At 68.6% G+C, this 16,017-nt stretch carries 11 protein-coding genes; 7 read left to right on the top strand and 4 right to left on the bottom strand.

Features of this window, described 5'->3' with window-relative positions; genetic code table 11:
• Window positions 1-38 precede the first annotated feature (38 nt).
• Window positions 39-575 (bottom strand): hypothetical protein, encoded by a 537-nt coding sequence (locus ACX9OT_RS09970; protein WP_032130197.1) that lies wholly within the window; start codon window positions 573-575, stop codon window positions 39-41.
• A gap of 130 nt (window positions 576-705) precedes the next feature.
• Between ACX9OT_RS09970 and ACX9OT_RS09965 the strand changes: the two genes are divergently transcribed.
• Together ACX9OT_RS09965 and ACX9OT_RS09960 are read left to right on the top strand one after the other, a co-directional pair.
• A complete protein-coding gene (locus tag ACX9OT_RS09965; RefSeq protein ID WP_049400498.1) occupies window positions 706-2,862 on the top strand; it encodes a RelA/SpoT family protein in 2,157 nt (718 codons plus the stop codon).
• A 30-nt stretch (window positions 2,863-2,892) separates the two neighbouring features.
• Window positions 2,893-4,458 (top strand): hypothetical protein, encoded by a 1,566-nt coding sequence (locus tag ACX9OT_RS09960; RefSeq protein ID WP_459001884.1) that lies wholly within the window; start codon window positions 2,893-2,895, stop codon window positions 4,456-4,458.
• Here the strand turns inward: ACX9OT_RS09960 and ACX9OT_RS09955 are convergent.
• A complete protein-coding gene (locus ACX9OT_RS09955) occupies window positions 4,455-6,554 on the bottom strand; it encodes a glycosyltransferase (protein ID WP_459001882.1) in 2,100 nt (699 codons plus the stop codon). The two genes, ACX9OT_RS09960 and ACX9OT_RS09955, sit on opposite strands and share 4 nt — an antisense overlap.
• Before the next feature lie 96 nt (window positions 6,555-6,650).
• Here ACX9OT_RS09955 and mrcB point away from each other — a divergent pair, with 96 nt between their 5' ends.
• The 4 genes from mrcB to tsaB all read left to right on the top strand — a co-directional run bounded on the left by mrcB (window position 6,651) and on the right by tsaB (window position 12,951).
• Window positions 6,651-9,089 carry a penicillin-binding protein 1B gene (gene mrcB, locus ACX9OT_RS09950; protein WP_277778877.1) on the top strand — a complete coding sequence of 813 codons (2,439 nt, stop codon included), beginning with the start codon at window positions 6,651-6,653 and terminating at the stop codon, window positions 9,087-9,089.
• Entirely contained in the window at window positions 9,086-9,625 is a 540-nt protein-coding gene (locus ACX9OT_RS09945) for a hypothetical protein (protein WP_080356554.1), read from the top strand. The genes mrcB and ACX9OT_RS09945 overlap by 4 nt, the downstream gene beginning before the upstream one ends.
• A gap of 554 nt (window positions 9,626-10,179) precedes the next feature.
• A complete protein-coding gene (locus ACX9OT_RS09940) occupies window positions 10,180-12,228 on the top strand; it encodes a DNA repair helicase YoaA (RefSeq protein ID WP_277778876.1) in 2,049 nt (682 codons plus the stop codon).
• Window positions 12,229-12,237: 9 nt separating this feature from the next.
• Window positions 12,238-12,951 (top strand): tRNA (adenosine(37)-N6)-threonylcarbamoyltransferase complex dimerization subunit type 1 TsaB, encoded by a 714-nt coding sequence (gene tsaB, locus ACX9OT_RS09935; protein WP_134950714.1) that lies wholly within the window; start codon window positions 12,238-12,240, stop codon window positions 12,949-12,951.
• A gap of 583 nt (window positions 12,952-13,534) precedes the next feature.
• On the opposite strand, the gene ACX9OT_RS09930 is transcribed toward tsaB, so the two are convergent.
• Both ACX9OT_RS09930 and gshB read right to left on the bottom strand, forming a co-directional pair.
• Window positions 13,535-14,419 carry an energy transducer TonB gene (locus tag ACX9OT_RS09930; RefSeq protein WP_277778645.1) on the bottom strand — a complete coding sequence of 295 codons (885 nt, stop codon included), beginning with the start codon at window positions 14,417-14,419 and terminating at the stop codon, window positions 13,535-13,537.
• The gene (gshB, locus tag ACX9OT_RS09925; RefSeq protein ID WP_012511876.1) at window positions 14,419-15,366 is read right to left on the bottom strand and encodes a glutathione synthase; all 948 of its coding nucleotides are present in this window, start codon (window positions 15,364-15,366) and stop codon (window positions 14,419-14,421) included. Before gshB ends, ACX9OT_RS09930 begins: the two co-directional genes overlap by 1 nt.
• Window positions 15,367-15,606: 240 nt before the next feature.
• Between gshB and pilG the strand changes: the two genes are divergently transcribed.
• Entirely contained in the window at window positions 15,607-16,008 is a 402-nt protein-coding gene (pilG, locus tag ACX9OT_RS09920) for a twitching motility response regulator PilG (RefSeq protein ID WP_005418455.1), read from the top strand.
• Window positions 16,009-16,017: the final 9 nt, after the last annotated feature.

The raw sequence follows: 16,017 nt of genomic DNA, 5'->3' as shown, positions 1-16,017 counted from the left end.
GCCGAGCCCTCGCTCGGCTCTGCAGCAACGTCACGGCGTTACTTGGTTCGGCGCACCTTCGGCTGGGTGTTCACGCCGTCGACCTTCAGGTACCACACGCCCATCACACCGGGCTTGATGCTGACGGCGGGGGACTGCTTGCGCACACCGGCCAGGGTGCTTGCATCGGTCTGCTCCCATTCCTGGCCGTTGTCCAGCACGTAGACGCGGCCCTTGCCGAAGCCGCGGAACTCGCCCTGCAGCACGCCGGTGATCGGCTCGCTGCTGCCGAAATCGAAGAAGCCGCGATTCTTCACGATCACTTCCTGACGGCCTTCCTCGCGCGCCGTTTCCCGTACGGCCGCAACCGCCTGGGTGGTGGCCGCTTCGACCTTGCCCTGCAGCCAGCGGTTCAGCGTGGCCAGTTCCTGCGCGTTGAGCTTGTCCAGGCCGGCGGCCTTGAACTCGGCCGGTGACATCTGCTGCTGCAGGTCACCCTCCACCACGCGCTGGGCCAGCGCAGGCGCCGACAGGGACAGCAACAGTGCGGCACAGGCCAGCAGCCGTAGGCGGAAACGCGGGACGATCGAGGACATGTCGGGACTCTCCTGGGTTTGCCCGCGAGTGTAGCGGCATGTCTTCATGCCGGGTGATGGTGGCCGCGGTGATTGTCCCTGAACGGCGCCGGCGCTAGTGTAGGGGCCTCTGTCTTGCCTGCTCGATGCTGTGAACCGCGCTTCCGTCCCCGGCCTGGATGCCTTGTTGAACCGCCCCTCGGCAGCCGTGCTGCCTGCTCCGCTGCGCCAGGCCCTGCGCGGGCACTGGGAAGCACCGGACTGCGACCATCAGATGCGCGCCAGCTGGTCGGTGCTGGGCGACACCCTCGACGCACTGGCGATGCTCTCGGCCGACGAAGGCGCGGTGGTCGCGGCCCTGCTGTTCGATCTGCCCGGCCTGCGCGCCAGCCTGGAGCAACTGCCGCTGGGCAACCACAAGGCCGCAGTGATCGGCCTGCTGGATGGCCAGGATGCGGCCGACCCGGTCTGGGCACTGCATGCCGGCCGTGAGGCCGGGCGCAACAGCGAGGGCCTGCGCCGCCTGCTGCTGGCGATCATCCGTGACCTGCGCGTGGTGCCCATCCTGCTGGCGCGGCAGCTGGCGCGCATGCGCGCGGCCGACAAGCTGGACGACGAGCAACGCCGCGCGCTGGCGCAGCTGACCCGCGACATCCATGCGCCGTTGGCCAACCGCCTGGGCATCTGGCAGCTGAAGTGGGAGCTGGAGGACCTGGCGTTCCGCCACCTGGAACCGGAGACCTACCGGCGCATTGCGCGGGAGGTGGACGAAACCCGCATCGCCCGCGAGCGTTACGTCGAGAACGTCAAGAAGGTGCTGTCGCGCGAACTGGTCGCGCAGGGCATCAAGGCCGAGGTCAGTGGCCGCCCGAAGCACATCTACAGCATCTGGCGGAAGATGCAGAAGAAGCGGCTGGCGTTCGACCAGCTGTACGACATCCGTGCGGTGCGCGTCATGGTCGACGATGTCGCCGCCTGCTACGCCGCGCTGGGCGTGGTGCATGCACTGTGGGCGCCGGTGCCCAGCGAGTTCGACGACTACATCGCCCGGCCCAAGGCCAACGACTATCGCTCGCTGCATACCGCCGTGGTCGGCCCGGAAGGGCGCACCATCGAAGTGCAGATCCGTACCCACGAGATGCATTCGCAGGCCGAGCTGGGCGTGGCCGCGCACTGGAAGTACAAGGAAGGCGGCAAGGGCGCGGAGAAGTCCTTCGACCGCAAGATCACCTGGATGCGCCAGCTGCTGGAGCAGGCGCAGGACGGGCAGGGCAATGAACTGGCCGGGGCACTCGATGCCGAGCTGACCGAGGACCGGGTCTATGCACTGAGCCCGAAGGACGAGGTGCTGGACCTGCCGCAGGGCGCCACGCCGCTCGATTTCGCCTACCAGGTGCACACGATGGTGGGCCACCGCTGCCGTGGTGCGAAGGTCAATGGCCGTATCGTGCCGCTGACCTACCGCCTGCGCAGCGGCGACCGCGTCGAGATCCTGACCGGCAAGGAGGCCGATCCGCGCCGCGACTGGCTGATGCCGGCCAACGGCTTCCTGGCCAGCAACCGCTCGCGCGAAAAAGTACGCAGCTGGTTCCACAAGCTGGACCGCGCGCGCAACGTGCAGGCCGGGCGCGAACTGCTCGAGCGCGAGCTGAAGCGTCTGGGCCTGCAGCATTCTGATCTGGCGGTGGCGGCGAAGAAGTTCCATGCCGACAGCGTTGACGACCTCTACATCCAGGTGGCGCTCGGTGACACCGGCCCGAACCAGGTCAGTCGTACCCTGCTGGAAGCCGAACGTGCAGCGAGCCAGCCGACGCCCGCGCCAGCCCTGCCGCGGCCGACCGCGCGCCGCGAGAACCTGGGCAAGTCCAAGTTCACCGTGCAGGGCGTGGGCAACCTGCTGGTGCAGCTGGCGCGTTGCTGCCAGCCAGTGGCCGGTGAACCGATCGTCGGCTACCTGACCCGTAGCCGGGGTGTCACCGTGCATCGTGCAGACTGTGCCGCGCTGGCCCGGCTGGCAGCCACCAGCCCGCAGCGCATCCTGCCGGTGGAGTGGGGCCAGGCCGGTGGCGGCTACGAAGTGGACGTGGTGGTCACTGCAGTCGACCGCCGCTGGCTGCTGAAGGACATCACCAACCTGATCGCCCAGGAAGACGCCTACGTGCTCGACATCCACAGTGACAACGTGCGCAACAGTGGCCGTGCCCACCTGCGCCTGCGCCTGAAGGTGAGCGACTACGGCCAGCTGTCGACCCTGCTGGGCAAGCTGGATGCGCTGCCCGGCGTGAGCGAGGCGCGTCGCCTCGGCTGAGCTTCACGCTGCCCCGGCTACCCTGCACGCATGGAACGCGAGCCTCCGCATCGCCCGCATGGCGCTGAACATCCTGCGCTGGACCGCGTCCGCCGCGAAGGCCGTTGGTGGTGGCTGCAGGCACGTCACGCGCGCCGGGTGTGGTGCTGGGCGCTGGTCGCGGCGCTGGCGGTGTTCGTGCTGCTGGTGCTGCTGCGCAAGCCGCTGGCCGACTGGTTCTGGGATGAGCCTCAGATTGAACAGTTGCTGGCCGAAGGCGATCGCGCACTGGCGGCCGGGCGGCTGAGTGCCGCCGATGGCAGTGGTGCGCGTGAGCGCTACCAGGCCGTGCTGGCGCTGGATGGTGATCGTCCGCAGGCCCGTGAGGGGCTGGCCCGTACCGGCGCCGCGGCCCTGCAGCAGGCCAGCGAAAAACTGCAGGCCAACGACCTCGAAGGCAGCGCGCAGGCGCTGGCACTGGCCCGGGAACTGCAGGTGCCGCAGGGCGATGCGGACGCCGTGGCACGCCAGCTGCAGGCCCGGCGCAGCGCAGGCGCCGGCATCGGTGCACTGCTGGCGCAGGCGCGCAACGCCTTTGCAGCGGGCCGGCTGGACGACGGTGACAGCAGCGCGCTGCCCCTGTTCCAGCGCATCCTGGTACTGCAGCCGGACAATCTGCCGGCGCTGGAAGGTCGCGAGGACGCACTGAGCGATCTGCTGCAGCAGGCCCGCATCCTGGCCGGGCGCGGCGAGCTGGCCGAGGCAGCCGCGATACTGCAGCGTGCGCGCCAGTTCGATGCCGGCCACGCCGATCTGCCCGCCAGCCAGGAAGCATTGGCACAGGCCGTCGACCAGCGCCTGCGCCAGGCCCAGCGCGCCTTGCAGCGTCGGCAGCTGGAATCCGCAGCGAAGGGATTCCTCGCCGTGCTGGCAGTGGCGGTTGATGATTCCAGTGCCCAGCGCGGCCGCGAACAGACCTTGCAGGCGGTGCTGGCACGCAGCCAGAAGCAGGCCGACGATTTCCAGTTCGAAGCGGCGCAGGCCGATGCCGCACTGGCAGCGGAACTGGGTGCTTCGCCGGCGGCGCAACAGCAGCTCGCGCAACGCCTGCAGCGCGCCCAACAGGCGCAGAAGGCGCTGCAGCAGCCGGCGGTCAGCAACACGCAGCGCGAGCGCCAACTGCGCGACCACCTGCGCAGGATCGAGCGCGCCGAACGTGCCGGGCAATGGATCAGCCCCCCCGGGCACAGTGCGTTCGACGCGTTGCGCGAAGCGCAGTCACTGGCGCCACGCGATGCACGGGTGAAGGCTGCCGCAGCGCGGCTGCTGCCCGCCAGTCGCCGCTGCTTCGACGACAATCTGCGGCAGAACCGGGTACAGGCGGCTGGCGCCTGCCTGCAGGCCTGGCAGACGCTGTCACCGACCGCAGCGGGCCTGCCCTCGGCGCGGCTGCGATTGGCCCAGCGCTGGCTGGCGATCGGCAGCGAACGGCTCGGCAATGGCGACCTGGCCTTCGCTGCGCACGCCGCCGAACAGGCCCGGTTGCTGCAACCGGACCTGGCCGAGCTGCCGGCGTTCGAAGACCGCCTGCGCCGCGCCGGCGGTCGCCCGGATTAGATGAAGAACACCCGCTGCACGGTCGCGCGGGCAGCGTCGAGGGAGAAGTGCTCTGCGATGTTGGCCAGGCCGGCGTCGGACAACTGCTGCCACAGCTGCGGATCCTGGTACAGGCGGACCACCGCATCGGCGAAGCCCGCCGCATCATCGGCCACCAGCACGTCCTGGCCCGGGTGCAGGTGCATTCCTTCTACAGCGCAGGTGGTACCTACCACCGGCTGGCCATGGGCCATGCTCAGGTTGATCTTGCCCTTCACGCCGGCGCCGAAACGCAGCGGCGCGATGGAAATGCGTGCGCCGTCCATGTAGGGCGTGATGTCCTCGACGAAACCGTGCATCTGCACGCCGGGCTGGCGTGCGGCCAATGCCAGCAGCGATTCCGGTGTGGCGGCACCGATGCAGTGCAGGCGTACCTCGGGCAGGCGGGCGCGGATGCCGGCAAAGACTTCGCCGATGAACCACTCCATGGCATCCAGGTTCGGCGGATGACGGAAGCCGCCGACAAACACCAGATCATGGCGCTGTTCGAACGGCTTGCCGGCGCCGGCGACGTCGTGCAGGTTGGAGATCAGCTCCACCTGCACGGAAGGGGCGTCGGCCTGCAGCTGCTCGCGCTCGGCGGCACTGACCAGCACGGTGACGTCGCACTGCTCCATCACCGCCAGCTCGCTGGCGCGGGTGCGCTCGGCGGCGCGCAGCAACCCGGCATCACCGGCGACTTCGGCACCACGACGTTCGCGCAGGTAGTGCAGGTCCACGGTGTCGAACACAGTGCGGGCCTGCGGCGCATAGCGCTTCAGCAGCGGCAGGCACTCGTGGGCGACATGGTGGCGGACCAGCAGCGCCACGTGGAAACGCGCACCGTGCGTTCGCAGCCAGCTGGCGACGCCATCGAGGAACGGCGCATACCAGACTTCCACGCCCATCCGCTGCAGTGCTTCGGTGGCGGCACCGCCATGTTCGCGGCGGGTGGGAACAAACACCACATGAGCGCCGCCCTGCAGCAGCAGGCGGATCAGGTTCACCTGGCGCAGTGACGCCGAATCGCGATCCGGCTGGGGTACTTCCTCGTCCAGGATCAACACCTGGCGTCGGCCACGCAGCAGCAGCGCGGGTGACGGCACTTCGCCCACCGCCGGATGGCGGGCCAGCTCGGTGGCCCAGCGGGCGGCGAAGATGGCCTGGTTGCGCACCTGGTAGGCCTTCACACCGCTGCCGGTATCGGTGCCGTTGCTGGTGCCTTCATCGTGGATCACCCGGCTGGCTGGTTGCACCAGCACACGCAGGCCCCGGGCGCGAACGCGGAAGGCCAGATCGGTGTCCTCGTAGTACGCCGGCTTGTAACGGGTATCGAAGCCGCCCAGCTGCTGCCAGAGGGCGCGCGGCAGCATCAGCGCCGCACCCGAGCAGTAGTCGACGTCGCGCAGGCTGGCAAAGCGTGGATCATCGGCGGCCTCGAAGCGGCCGTAGCTCCAGCCACTGCCGTCGGCGAAGATCACCCCGCCTGATTCCTGCAGGCGGCCATCCGGGTACAGCAGCTGGCTGCCGACCAGGCCGGCGTCGGGCACGCTGTCGAAGGTGTCCAGCAGGGCGTCGAGCCAGCCCGGCTGCGGCACCGTATCGTTGTTCAGCAGGACCACGTAGCGGCCGCGCGCGCGCGATACACCGTCATTGCAGGCTTCGATGAAGCCGCCGTTGTGCTCGCGCACTTCATAGCGCAGTCCGGCCACCTGCGGCATCCACTGCACGGTGGCGTCGCTGCTGCCGTCATCCACGACCAGGATCTCGCACGCGGCCGCCGGCGGGTGCGCCGCCAGGGCGCGCAGGCAGGCCAGGGTGTGGCCGACGTGGTTGTAGACCGGGATGACGATGCTCACCTCCGGCGACTCGCTGAACGGCACCGTGAAGGGGGTGAAATCCTGGGCCGGTGGCAGGAACAGTGGCGTGCGCGGGGCTGGAACGGCGCGCTGGGTATGCACGCGGATGCGTTGCCAGGTGGCCCGCCACCCACGGGTGCGCAGGCTTGCCAGGCTCCGGCGGGCCAGGCCCGACAGGCGGTTGATCAGGTATCGGATCTCGGCCAGGGACATCGCCATCCGGTTGCAACTCCAGCTTAAGCAGGGGAACCCGGGAGAATTCGCCAGCCGCAGCGGCTGGGGTAGACTCGCCAGACCCTACATTCTCGCATTCCCGTGCCCCGACGCTACGATTCCGACGACATCGACGATTTCGACGACGACGACCAGCAGGACAACGGCCCGCTGTGGCGGCGCCGGCTGATCACCTGGAGCATGGCTGCGGTCGCGTTGGGATTGGGTTTCCTCATTCCCTATACGCTGTACCTGAACCAGCAGGTGACCCAGCGTTTCGGCGAGCTGCGCTGGCAGATCCCGACGCGCGTCTACGCGCGCCCACTGGTGCTCACCCCCGGCAAGGCGATGGATGCGTCCACGCTGAAGACCGAGCTGGCCGCCTCCGCCTACCGCGATGACGGCCAGGGCAAGGAGCCGGCCACCTATGCGGTGAACGGCGGGCGCTTCGTCATCTCCAGCCGCGGCTACAACGACGTCGATGGCCGGGTTGCCCCGCGCCGGCTCGAGTTGTCACTGGCCGATGGTGCGGTCGCCTCGCTGCGCGACGCCGACAACCGCAAGGCCTTGAAGGCCGCGCGGTTGGACCCGGCCCGCATCGCCACCCTGTACGGCCAGAAGCAGGAAGAACGCCGCCTGATCCGCATGGACGAGGCGCCGGACCTGCTGGTGACCGGCCTGCAGGCGGTGGAGGACAAGGACTTCAACCGCCACCACGGCATCGACCTGTCCGGCATCGCCCGTGCGGTGTGGGTGACCATCCGCTCCGGTGGCCAGAGCCGCCAGGGCGCCTCTACGCTGACCCAGCAGCTGGCCCGCAGCGGCCTGCTCGGCATCGGCAAGGAGCAGACGGTTACCCGCAAATTCAACGAAGTGCTCTACGCGCTGATCATGGAAGCGCGCTACGACAAGCGCACCATCTTCGAGGCCTACCTCAACCAGGTGTACCTGGGCCAGCGTGGCAGCCAGGCGATCCATGGCATGTCCTCTGGCGCCGAGTTCTGGTTCGGTCGCGACCTGCAGTCGCTGGAGACCGAGCAGATCGCGCTGCTGATCGGCCTGGTCAAGGGCCCGTCCTTCTACGACCCGCGGCGCAATCCGGAACGCGCGCTGGATCGCCGCAACTTCGTGCTGGGCAAACTGCACGAAGCCACGCTGATCGATGACGCCGAGTACCAGCGTGCGTTGAAGGCCCCGCTGGGCGTGCCCAAGACGCCGGGCCTGGTTGCCGCCAACCGCTTCCCCGCCTATGTCGATCTGGTCCGCCGCCAGCTCGGCCATGACTATCCGGAATCTGCCCTGCAGGGCGCCGGCCTGAGCGTGATGACCGGTATGTCGCCATCCGCGCAGGCCTATGCCGAAGGCGCGGTGACCCGCACCATCAAGTCGCTGGAGAGCAAGCGTCGCCCCGAACTGCAGGCCGGCATGGTGCTGACCGACGTGCACAACGGTGACGTGCTGGCGGTGATCGGCAGCCGTGAAGTGTCCGAAGTCGGCTTCAACCGCGCCATCGAGGCACAGCGCCCGGTCGGCTCGTTGCTCAAGCCGTTCGTGTACCTGCTCGCGTTGGCGCAGCCGGACCGCTACTCGCTGGCCAGCTGGGTCGACGATTCACCGGTGACCGTCCAGCTCGGCCGCGGCCGCAACTGGAATCCCGGCAATGCCGACAACCGCAGCCACGGCACCGTGCGCCTGATCGACGCGCTGGCGCATTCCTACAACCAGGCCACGGTGCGCGTGGGCATGCAGGTCGGCCCCGAGCGCGTGACCCAGCTGATCCACGTGCTGGCCGGCATCAAGGCCGAGGCGAATCCGGCGGTGATTCTCGGTTCGACCGACCAGAGCCCGTACGCGATGGCCCAGCTGTACCAGTTCCTCGCGTCCGGTGGCGAAATCCAGCCGCTGCATGCGGTGCGTGGCGTGCTCGATCCGCAGGGCAAGCTGCTCAAGCGTTACGACAAGACCCCGGCACCGGCCCAGGAAGGCGACTCGATTGCCGCCAACCTGATCAGTGTCGGCCTGCAGCAGGTGGTTGCCAGCGGCACCGCGCAGCGGCTCAACGCCGATGGCCTCGGCCGCCTGCAGCCGGCCGGCAAGACCGGTACCACCAACGATGGCCGTGACAGTTGGTACGCCGGTTACACCGGCGATCATCTGGCGGTGATCTGGATCGGCAACGACCAGAACGAGCAGGCCGGCCTGTACGGTGCCACCGGCGCGATGCGGGTGTGGTCGGGCATCTTCCAGCGCCTGCCGAGTGCGCCGCTGCGGGTCAGGAACAAGGGCCTGGACTGGCAGTCGGTGGCGCCGACCGGACTCAACAGCACGGATGAAGGCTGTCCGGGCGCGCGTCGTTTCCCGTTCGTGGTGGGCTACGCGCCGGCCTATGCACCGTGTGCGCCGGCGGTGTCGCCGGACGGGCAGGGTGCCGAAGGCGAGGGCGGTGGCTGGCGTAGCTGGTTCGGCCTGGACCGCAAGCCTGAGCCGCCTGCTGAACCTGCTGCGGCGCCCGCCGCCGCCACTCCTCCTCCGAGCCGATGATGCCGATGAACATGCGATCCCTGCTGCAGCCCCTGGCCCTGACCGGCCTCAGCCTGGCCCTGGCCGCCTGCGTCAGCAGCGCACCGCCGGTGGCCAAGCCGCCGGTTGATACCACCACGCCGGCACAGCGCCTGGCTGCGGTGGATGCGGCCGCAGGTCCGGACGACAAGGAGCTGTCGGTGCAGCCTCTGCGTGATTCGCAGGTGGAAGACCTGCGGGTGACTGCACAGACGCAGCGCCAGGCCAACGACCTGGCCGGTGCCGCCAGCAGCCTGGACCACGCGCTGGAAATCGTGGCCGGTGACCCGGCGGTGCTGCAGGAGCGTGCCGAGCTGGCGCTGTTGCAGGGCCAATGGGCACAGGCGGAGACGTTCGCGCGCAAGGCGGTGGATCTGGGCTCGAAGACCGGGCCGCTGTGCCGCCGGCACTGGGCGACGATCGAGCAGTCGCGTCTGGCGCGCGGCGAGAAGGAAAATGCGGTGTCGGCGCATGCGCAGATTGAAGGTTGCACGGTGCCGGGGATCAAGCGGTACTGAGGTATTCCACTCCATCGGGCGCTGCCCCCTCTGCGGCGCGCGCTCGCACTGATGGATACAGGTGATGGGACGGGTAGGTGGGGCGTGCAGGACACGCCGTAAACCCATCCTTGGGGGCTCGATGGCGCCATCCATGGCGCCAACGGTCCTGCACGCCCCACCCACCCGGCCCGCTATACATCGCGCGGGCCGCAGGCAAGAACAAAATCAAAATCAAAAGCGGGTCGCGCGCTGCGCGCGCTCGCGGTAGTTCGTCCTCTTTTCCCGTTCCCTCAACCGCTTTTGACATCCCAGTCGAGCAAGCTCGACTCTACGAAGCGCGTGCCTCCGTCACCGGGGCACTGTCGAAGGTGGGGGACTGTGGGTTTGCGGGGTGTCCGCGGCATGGATGCCGCGGCCAAGCCCCCAAGGACGGGTTTACGGCGTCCCCGCAAACCCACAGTCCCCCACCCAGCCCTCAGTGCAACCCAGAGCCATGACCGCTGTTGCCGTTGCTTGTGCTCTGGCTTGAAACGGGTGCCGGGCAGCGCCCGGCCGGGTATCCTTTCCCTCTGATGTCCGACCTTGTCCATGCCAGCCGCGAAGCCCTCAGCGACGGCGGCGCGCTCGCCTCGCACCTGGATGCATTCGTCCCGCGTCCGGCACAGCTGCACCTGACCGAAGCCATCGCCGATGCGCTGCAGCAGCGTGATCTGCTGCTGGCCGAGGCCGGTACCGGCACCGGCAAGACGTTTGCCTATCTGGTGCCGGTGCTGCTGTCCGGGTTGCGCACCATCATCTCCACAGGCACCCGCGCGCTGCAGGACCAGCTCTACCACCGCGATCTGCCACGGGTGCGCCAGGCACTCGGGGTCGGCCTGCGCAGTGCGCTGCTGAAAGGGCGTGCGAACTACCTGTGCCGCTATCGCCTGCAGCAGGCGCGCGGCGAGCCGCGTTTTTCCAGCCCTGAACAGGCGGCGCAGTTCCAGCGCATCCTGGCCTGGTCCGGTCGCTCGGAGTTCGGTGACATCGCCGAGCTCGACGGGCTGGCCGACGACTCCCCATTGCTGCCGATGGTCACCTCCACCGTCGACAACTGCCTGGGCACCGATTGCCCGTTCTGGGATGACTGCTTCGTGGTGCGTGCGCGGCAGCGTGCACAGGCTGCCGATGTGGTGGTGGTCAACCATCACCTGCTGCTGGCCGATCTGGCCCTGAAGCAGGATGGCTTCGGTGAACTGCTGCCGGGCGCCCAGGCCTTCGTCATCGACGAGGCGCACCAGTTGCCCGAACTGGCCGCGCAGTTCTTCGGCGAGGGTTTTGGCATGCGCCCGTGGCAGGAGCTCGGGCGCGATTGCCTGGCTGAAGCACGCGGTGTGGGCGGCGCGCAGTCGGCGCTGCAGGAACCGGTCGACCAGTTGCAGCAGGCGCTGCTGGCGCTGCGTTCGGCGATGGAGGGACTGCCGCCGCGTGGCACGCAATGGCGCGCGCTGGCGATGCCACAGGTGCGCGACGGATTCGATACGGTGATGGCAGGGTTGGTGACCCTGGAGCAGGCATTGCAGCCGCTGCGCGAAGCGGCGGCGGGTCTGGATGCCTGTCATGCGCGGGCGCGCGAGGCGGTCTCGCGGCTCAGCCGCTGGCTGGGCGATGAGGAACCCACTCTCGATTTCGACACCGATCCGTCGGAAGCGAGCAGTGCGGCCGATGTGCTCTGGTACGAGCTTACGCCGCGTGGTTTCCGTTGCCAGCGCACGCCGATGGATGTGTCCGGTCCGCTGCGTGAGCATCGCGAGCGCAGCCGTGCCGCGTGGATCTTCACTTCGGCAACGCTGACCGTTGGCGGTGGTTTCGATCACATCGCCACCCGCCTGGGCCTGGACGATCCGCACACGCTGGTGCAGCCAAGTCCGTTCAATTGGCCCGAGCAGGCGCTGTGCTACCTGCCCGAAGGCCTGCCCGATCCGGCGGCGCGCGGGTTTGGCACCGCGCTGATCCAGACCTTGCGGCCGGTGTTGCAGGCCTCGCAGGGCAGGGCCTTCCTGTTGTTCGCCTCGCACCGTGCATTGCGTGAGGCCGCCGAGGCATTGCGCGACGGGCCGTGGCCGTTGTTCGTGCAGGGTGAGGCGCCGCGTGCGACGCTGCTGCAGCGCTTCCGTGAATCGGGCAATGGCGTGCTGCTGGGCTCGGCCAGTTTCCGCGAGGGCGTGGATGTGGTCGGCGAAGCGCTGAGCGTGGTGATGATCGACAAGCTGCCGTTTGCGGCGCCGGATGACCCGGTGTACGAGGCGCGGCTGGAGGCGATCCGCAGCCAGGGCGGCAATCCGTTCCGCGACGAGCAGTTGCCGCAGGCGGTGATCGCATTGAAGCAGGGTGTCGGCCGCCTGATCCGCAGCGAGAGCGACCGTGGCGTGCTGGTACTGTGCGACCCGCGCCTGCTCAACCGGGGCTATGGCCGGGTCTTCCTCGATTCGCTGCCGCCGTTCCGGCGTACTCGCAGCCTGGCCGATGTGCAGGCCTTCTTTACGCCACAATGGGCGCCCGTGTCCGATGATGCGGCTGCCCCAGTCGCTGTTGCGACCGGCCCTGAGCCGGCGCCCGGTGCCACGTTCCCCCTGTTCTGACCCGAACCGATGAAACTGCTCGCCTTTGAAACCGCCACCGAAGCCTGTTCCGTTGCCCTGCATGTCGATGGGCAGGTGCTGGAACGCTTCGAGATCGCCCCGCGCCGGCACGCCGAACTGAGCCTGCCGTGGGCGGAGGCGCTGCTGGCCGAAGCCGGCATCAGCCGCCGCCAGCTGGACGGCATCGCGCTCAGCCGCGGCCCGGGTGCGTTCACTGGCGTACGCCTGGCTATCGCGATTGCCCAGGGCATCGCACTGGCACTGGACCGTCCGCTGTTGCCGGTCTCGACGCTGCAGGTGCTGGCGTTGCGGGCACCGACGGAAGAAACGCAGATCCTGTCAGCGATCGATGCGCGGATGGGCGAACTCTACGTTGCCCGCTTCGAGCGCGTGGACGGCCTGCCGGTGGCGCGTGATGCTGAGCGCGTATGCGCACCCGCTGCGGTATCGCTACCGGAAGGGCTGTCCGCCTACGGCGTCGGTACCGGGTTTGGTGCGGCCGAGGGTGCGCTTGTTACGCAGTTGGGCGCTGGCCTGCGCGGGGTTGATGCCACTGCGTTGCCGCGGGCGTCGGACGTGCTGGCACTGGCGGTGCCGGCCTTCGCGCGCGGCGAAGCCATCGCACCGGAGAAGGTCGAGCCGGCCTATCTGCGCGACAACGTGGCACTGACCCTGGTCGAGCAGCAGGCGGCGCGCGAGGCGAAGGCGAAGGCCAACGGCTGAGCCCCTCGTGGCGGGGGTGGTTGCGTAGATCAAAAGCCGTGGTTTGGCCGGGCGGGTGGGCTGCGCAGGGGGCGCTGCAAGTACGTCCCTGTAAGCTCGGTCGCCGCTTGCCCGTGTGCGCTGTCCTGCGCACACGGCAAGACCGGGGTTGGGCGTCCTGCCCAACCCGCCCGAGGCATGCCTCGGGCCCATGCGGCTCACGCCCCTGCGCAGCCCACCCGCCCGGCCTCTGACAGTTTCCGTGTGCGTCCGCCACGGAAAATCAAAAAAAAAAAGAAAAGTCAAAGTCAAAAGCGGATCGCTTCGCTCGCATCCACGCGTAGCGTGGATGTGTGTCGACCAAGGTCGACACCTACCAAAAGCAAAAATGCGCCGCGATCTGTCAGAGGTGGGGCGGTGTGGGCTTGCAGGACCGTTGGCGCCATGGATGGCGCCATCGAGCCCCCATGGACGGGTTTACGGCGTGTCCTGCAAGCCCACACCGCCCCGCCAGGTCCGACATCTCCGCCGCCGCTTCTGCTGTTGCTTCGGTTGTGGCCGTCGCCTCTGCGGGTCCCGGGCCGCAGGCCCGGGCAACAGAACCCTACCGATCGTCGTGCAGGGTGCCGCCCGGCAGGAACACCCACGTGCGGGTGACCTGCAGGATGTCGATCTCGTCCTCGGTCTTCGGCAGCGGCGGGAACGGCTGTGCCAGCTGCACCACCCGCAGCGCCGCCTCATCCAGCAACGGCGTCCCGCTTGAACGCAGGATCCGGCTGCTTTCCACGCTGCCATCGCGGCGCACGCCCACGCTGATCACCACCTGGCCGCCGAGCCGGCGCTGCCGCGCCTCGTCCGGGTAGTTCAGGTTGCCCACGCGCTCGGCGCGGTCGACCCAGGCGCGCAGGTAGTTGGCATAGGCATATTCGCGCGTGCTGGCCGACACGAACTTGCGGTTCGGGCGCTTGGCGTACTGCGCGGAACGCAGATGCACCTCGGCCGCCAGCCGTGCCATCTCGGCGTCGCGCTGTTCGCGCGCGGTCAGCGGTGCATCCGCTTCGGGCTGCTCGGGTGTCGGCCGCGGCTGGGCCTGGGCCACCGTCTCTTCGCCATTGCGGCTGCTCACCACGCGTGCCTGCGGCGGCGGAACCGGCGCGGCCGATTGCTGCTGTTGTGGCACTGGGCTCAGCCCCGCCTGGGCTTGCGGCACGATGCCGGCCTGGTTGTCGCGCGGGCGCTGTGCACGGTCGTGCTCGCCACCACCTTCCTGGCTGGCCGCGGCCAGGAAATCGGCCTGCTTCGGCGTCAATGCGGTGCGGGTCTGGCTGAAGATCACTTCCAGCGTCGGCACCAGCGGTGCATCGCCCTTCACGGCGAAGCCCACGCCCAGGATCAGCAGGGCGTGGACCAGCACCGACAGCGCGATGGTCGCCCCCAGCCGTTGCGCTTCGCGCGGCGGCGGGGGCAGTACGGCAGATGCGGCAGACATCAGCGCAGGCCGGCCTCGAGTGCGTCGAACAGGGTGCCGGCAATGTTCAGGCCGTACTGTGCGTCCAGTTCGCGCACGCAGGTCGGGCTGGTCACGTTGACCTCGGTCAGGTAATCACCGATCACGTCCAGGCCGACGAAGCGCATGCCGCGACGCTTCATCTCCGGCCCGACCTGGGCGGCGATCCAGCGGTCGCGCTCGCTCAGCGGGCGGCCTTCGCCGCGGCCACCGGCGGCGAGGTTGCCGCGGAATTCATCACCCTGCGGGATGCGCGCCAGGCAGTAGTCGACGGGTTCGCCATCGACCAGCAGGATGCGCTTGTCGCCAGCGGTGATGTCGGGAATGAACTTCTGTGCCAGCGCCATCCTGTGGCCGCCGTCGGTCAGGGTTTCCAGGATCACATTCAGGTTCGGATCGCCCTGGCCGCTGCGGAAGATCGAGCGGCCGCCCATGCCATCCAGCGGCTTCAGAACCGCCTGGCCGTGTTCCAGGGCAAAGGCCTTCAGCGCCTTGGCATCGCGGCTGACCAGGGTCGGCGGGCAGCACTGCGGGAACAGCAGGGCGGCCAGCTTCTCGTTGTAGTCGCGCAGGCCCTGCGGGTTGTTGACCACGCAGGCACCGGCAGCGGCGGCTACGTCCAGCACCTGGGTGTCGTAGATGTACTCGGCGTCGACCGGCGGGTCCTTGCGCATCAGCACGATCTGGCCGGGACCGAACTCGGTACGGCTGAACGCACCCAGCTCATACCAGCCGGCCGGGTCGTCGCGCACCTGCAGCGGTGCGGTCTGGGCCACCGCCACGCCACCTTCCAGGGCCAACCCGCCCGGGCGCACGTAGTGCAGGGCATGGCCGCGGCGCTGGGCTTCCAGCAACATGGCGAAGGTGGTGTCCTTGGCGATCTTGATGTGGGCGATGGGGTCCATCACCACGATGACGTTCAACGGCATGGGCGCACCTGTCTGGCAAGGCGTTGATGGTAGCGGCAACGCCGGTCGCGCGCCTCCCTGCCGTACTGCAACGCAGCGTCCGCCCGGCGGTCGCGCACGCATTGCGAAACCCGTCACGTTCAGGAGGGTGCCATGCCCCGCGCCATGGGGCGGCCTTGAAGCGGGCGCGGAAAGTGCGATATAGATACGCTTTCGTAGCGGCCCCCGCCAGAGATCGGGCCGTGCGCTTGGGGATAGGCAATGACTGAAAACACGACTGCGGGCGGGGAACTCGCAGGACTCCGGGTGATGGTCATCGATGATTCGAAGACCATCCGCAGGACTGCGGAAACGCTGCTCAAGCGCGAAGGTTGCGAGGTGGTCACCGCCACCGACGGCTTCGAAGCGCTTGCCAAGATCGCAGACCAGCAACCGCAGATCATCTTCGTCGACATCATGATGCCGCGCCTGGACGGCTACCAGACCTGTGCGCTGATCAAGGGCAACCAGCTGTTCAAGGCGACCCCGGTCATCATGCTGTCGTCCAAGGATGGCCTGTTCGACAAGGCGCGGGGACGCATCGTCGGCTCGGAGCAGTACCTGACGAAGCCGTTCACGCGTGAAGAACTGCTGGGTGCCATCCGCACATACGTCAACGCCTGACCAGGGGGG

Source organism: Stenotrophomonas genospecies 3 (assembly GCF_054473855.1).
Note: the sequence above shows the minus strand (reverse complement) of the source record. Positions and strands in the feature narration are given on the sequence as shown.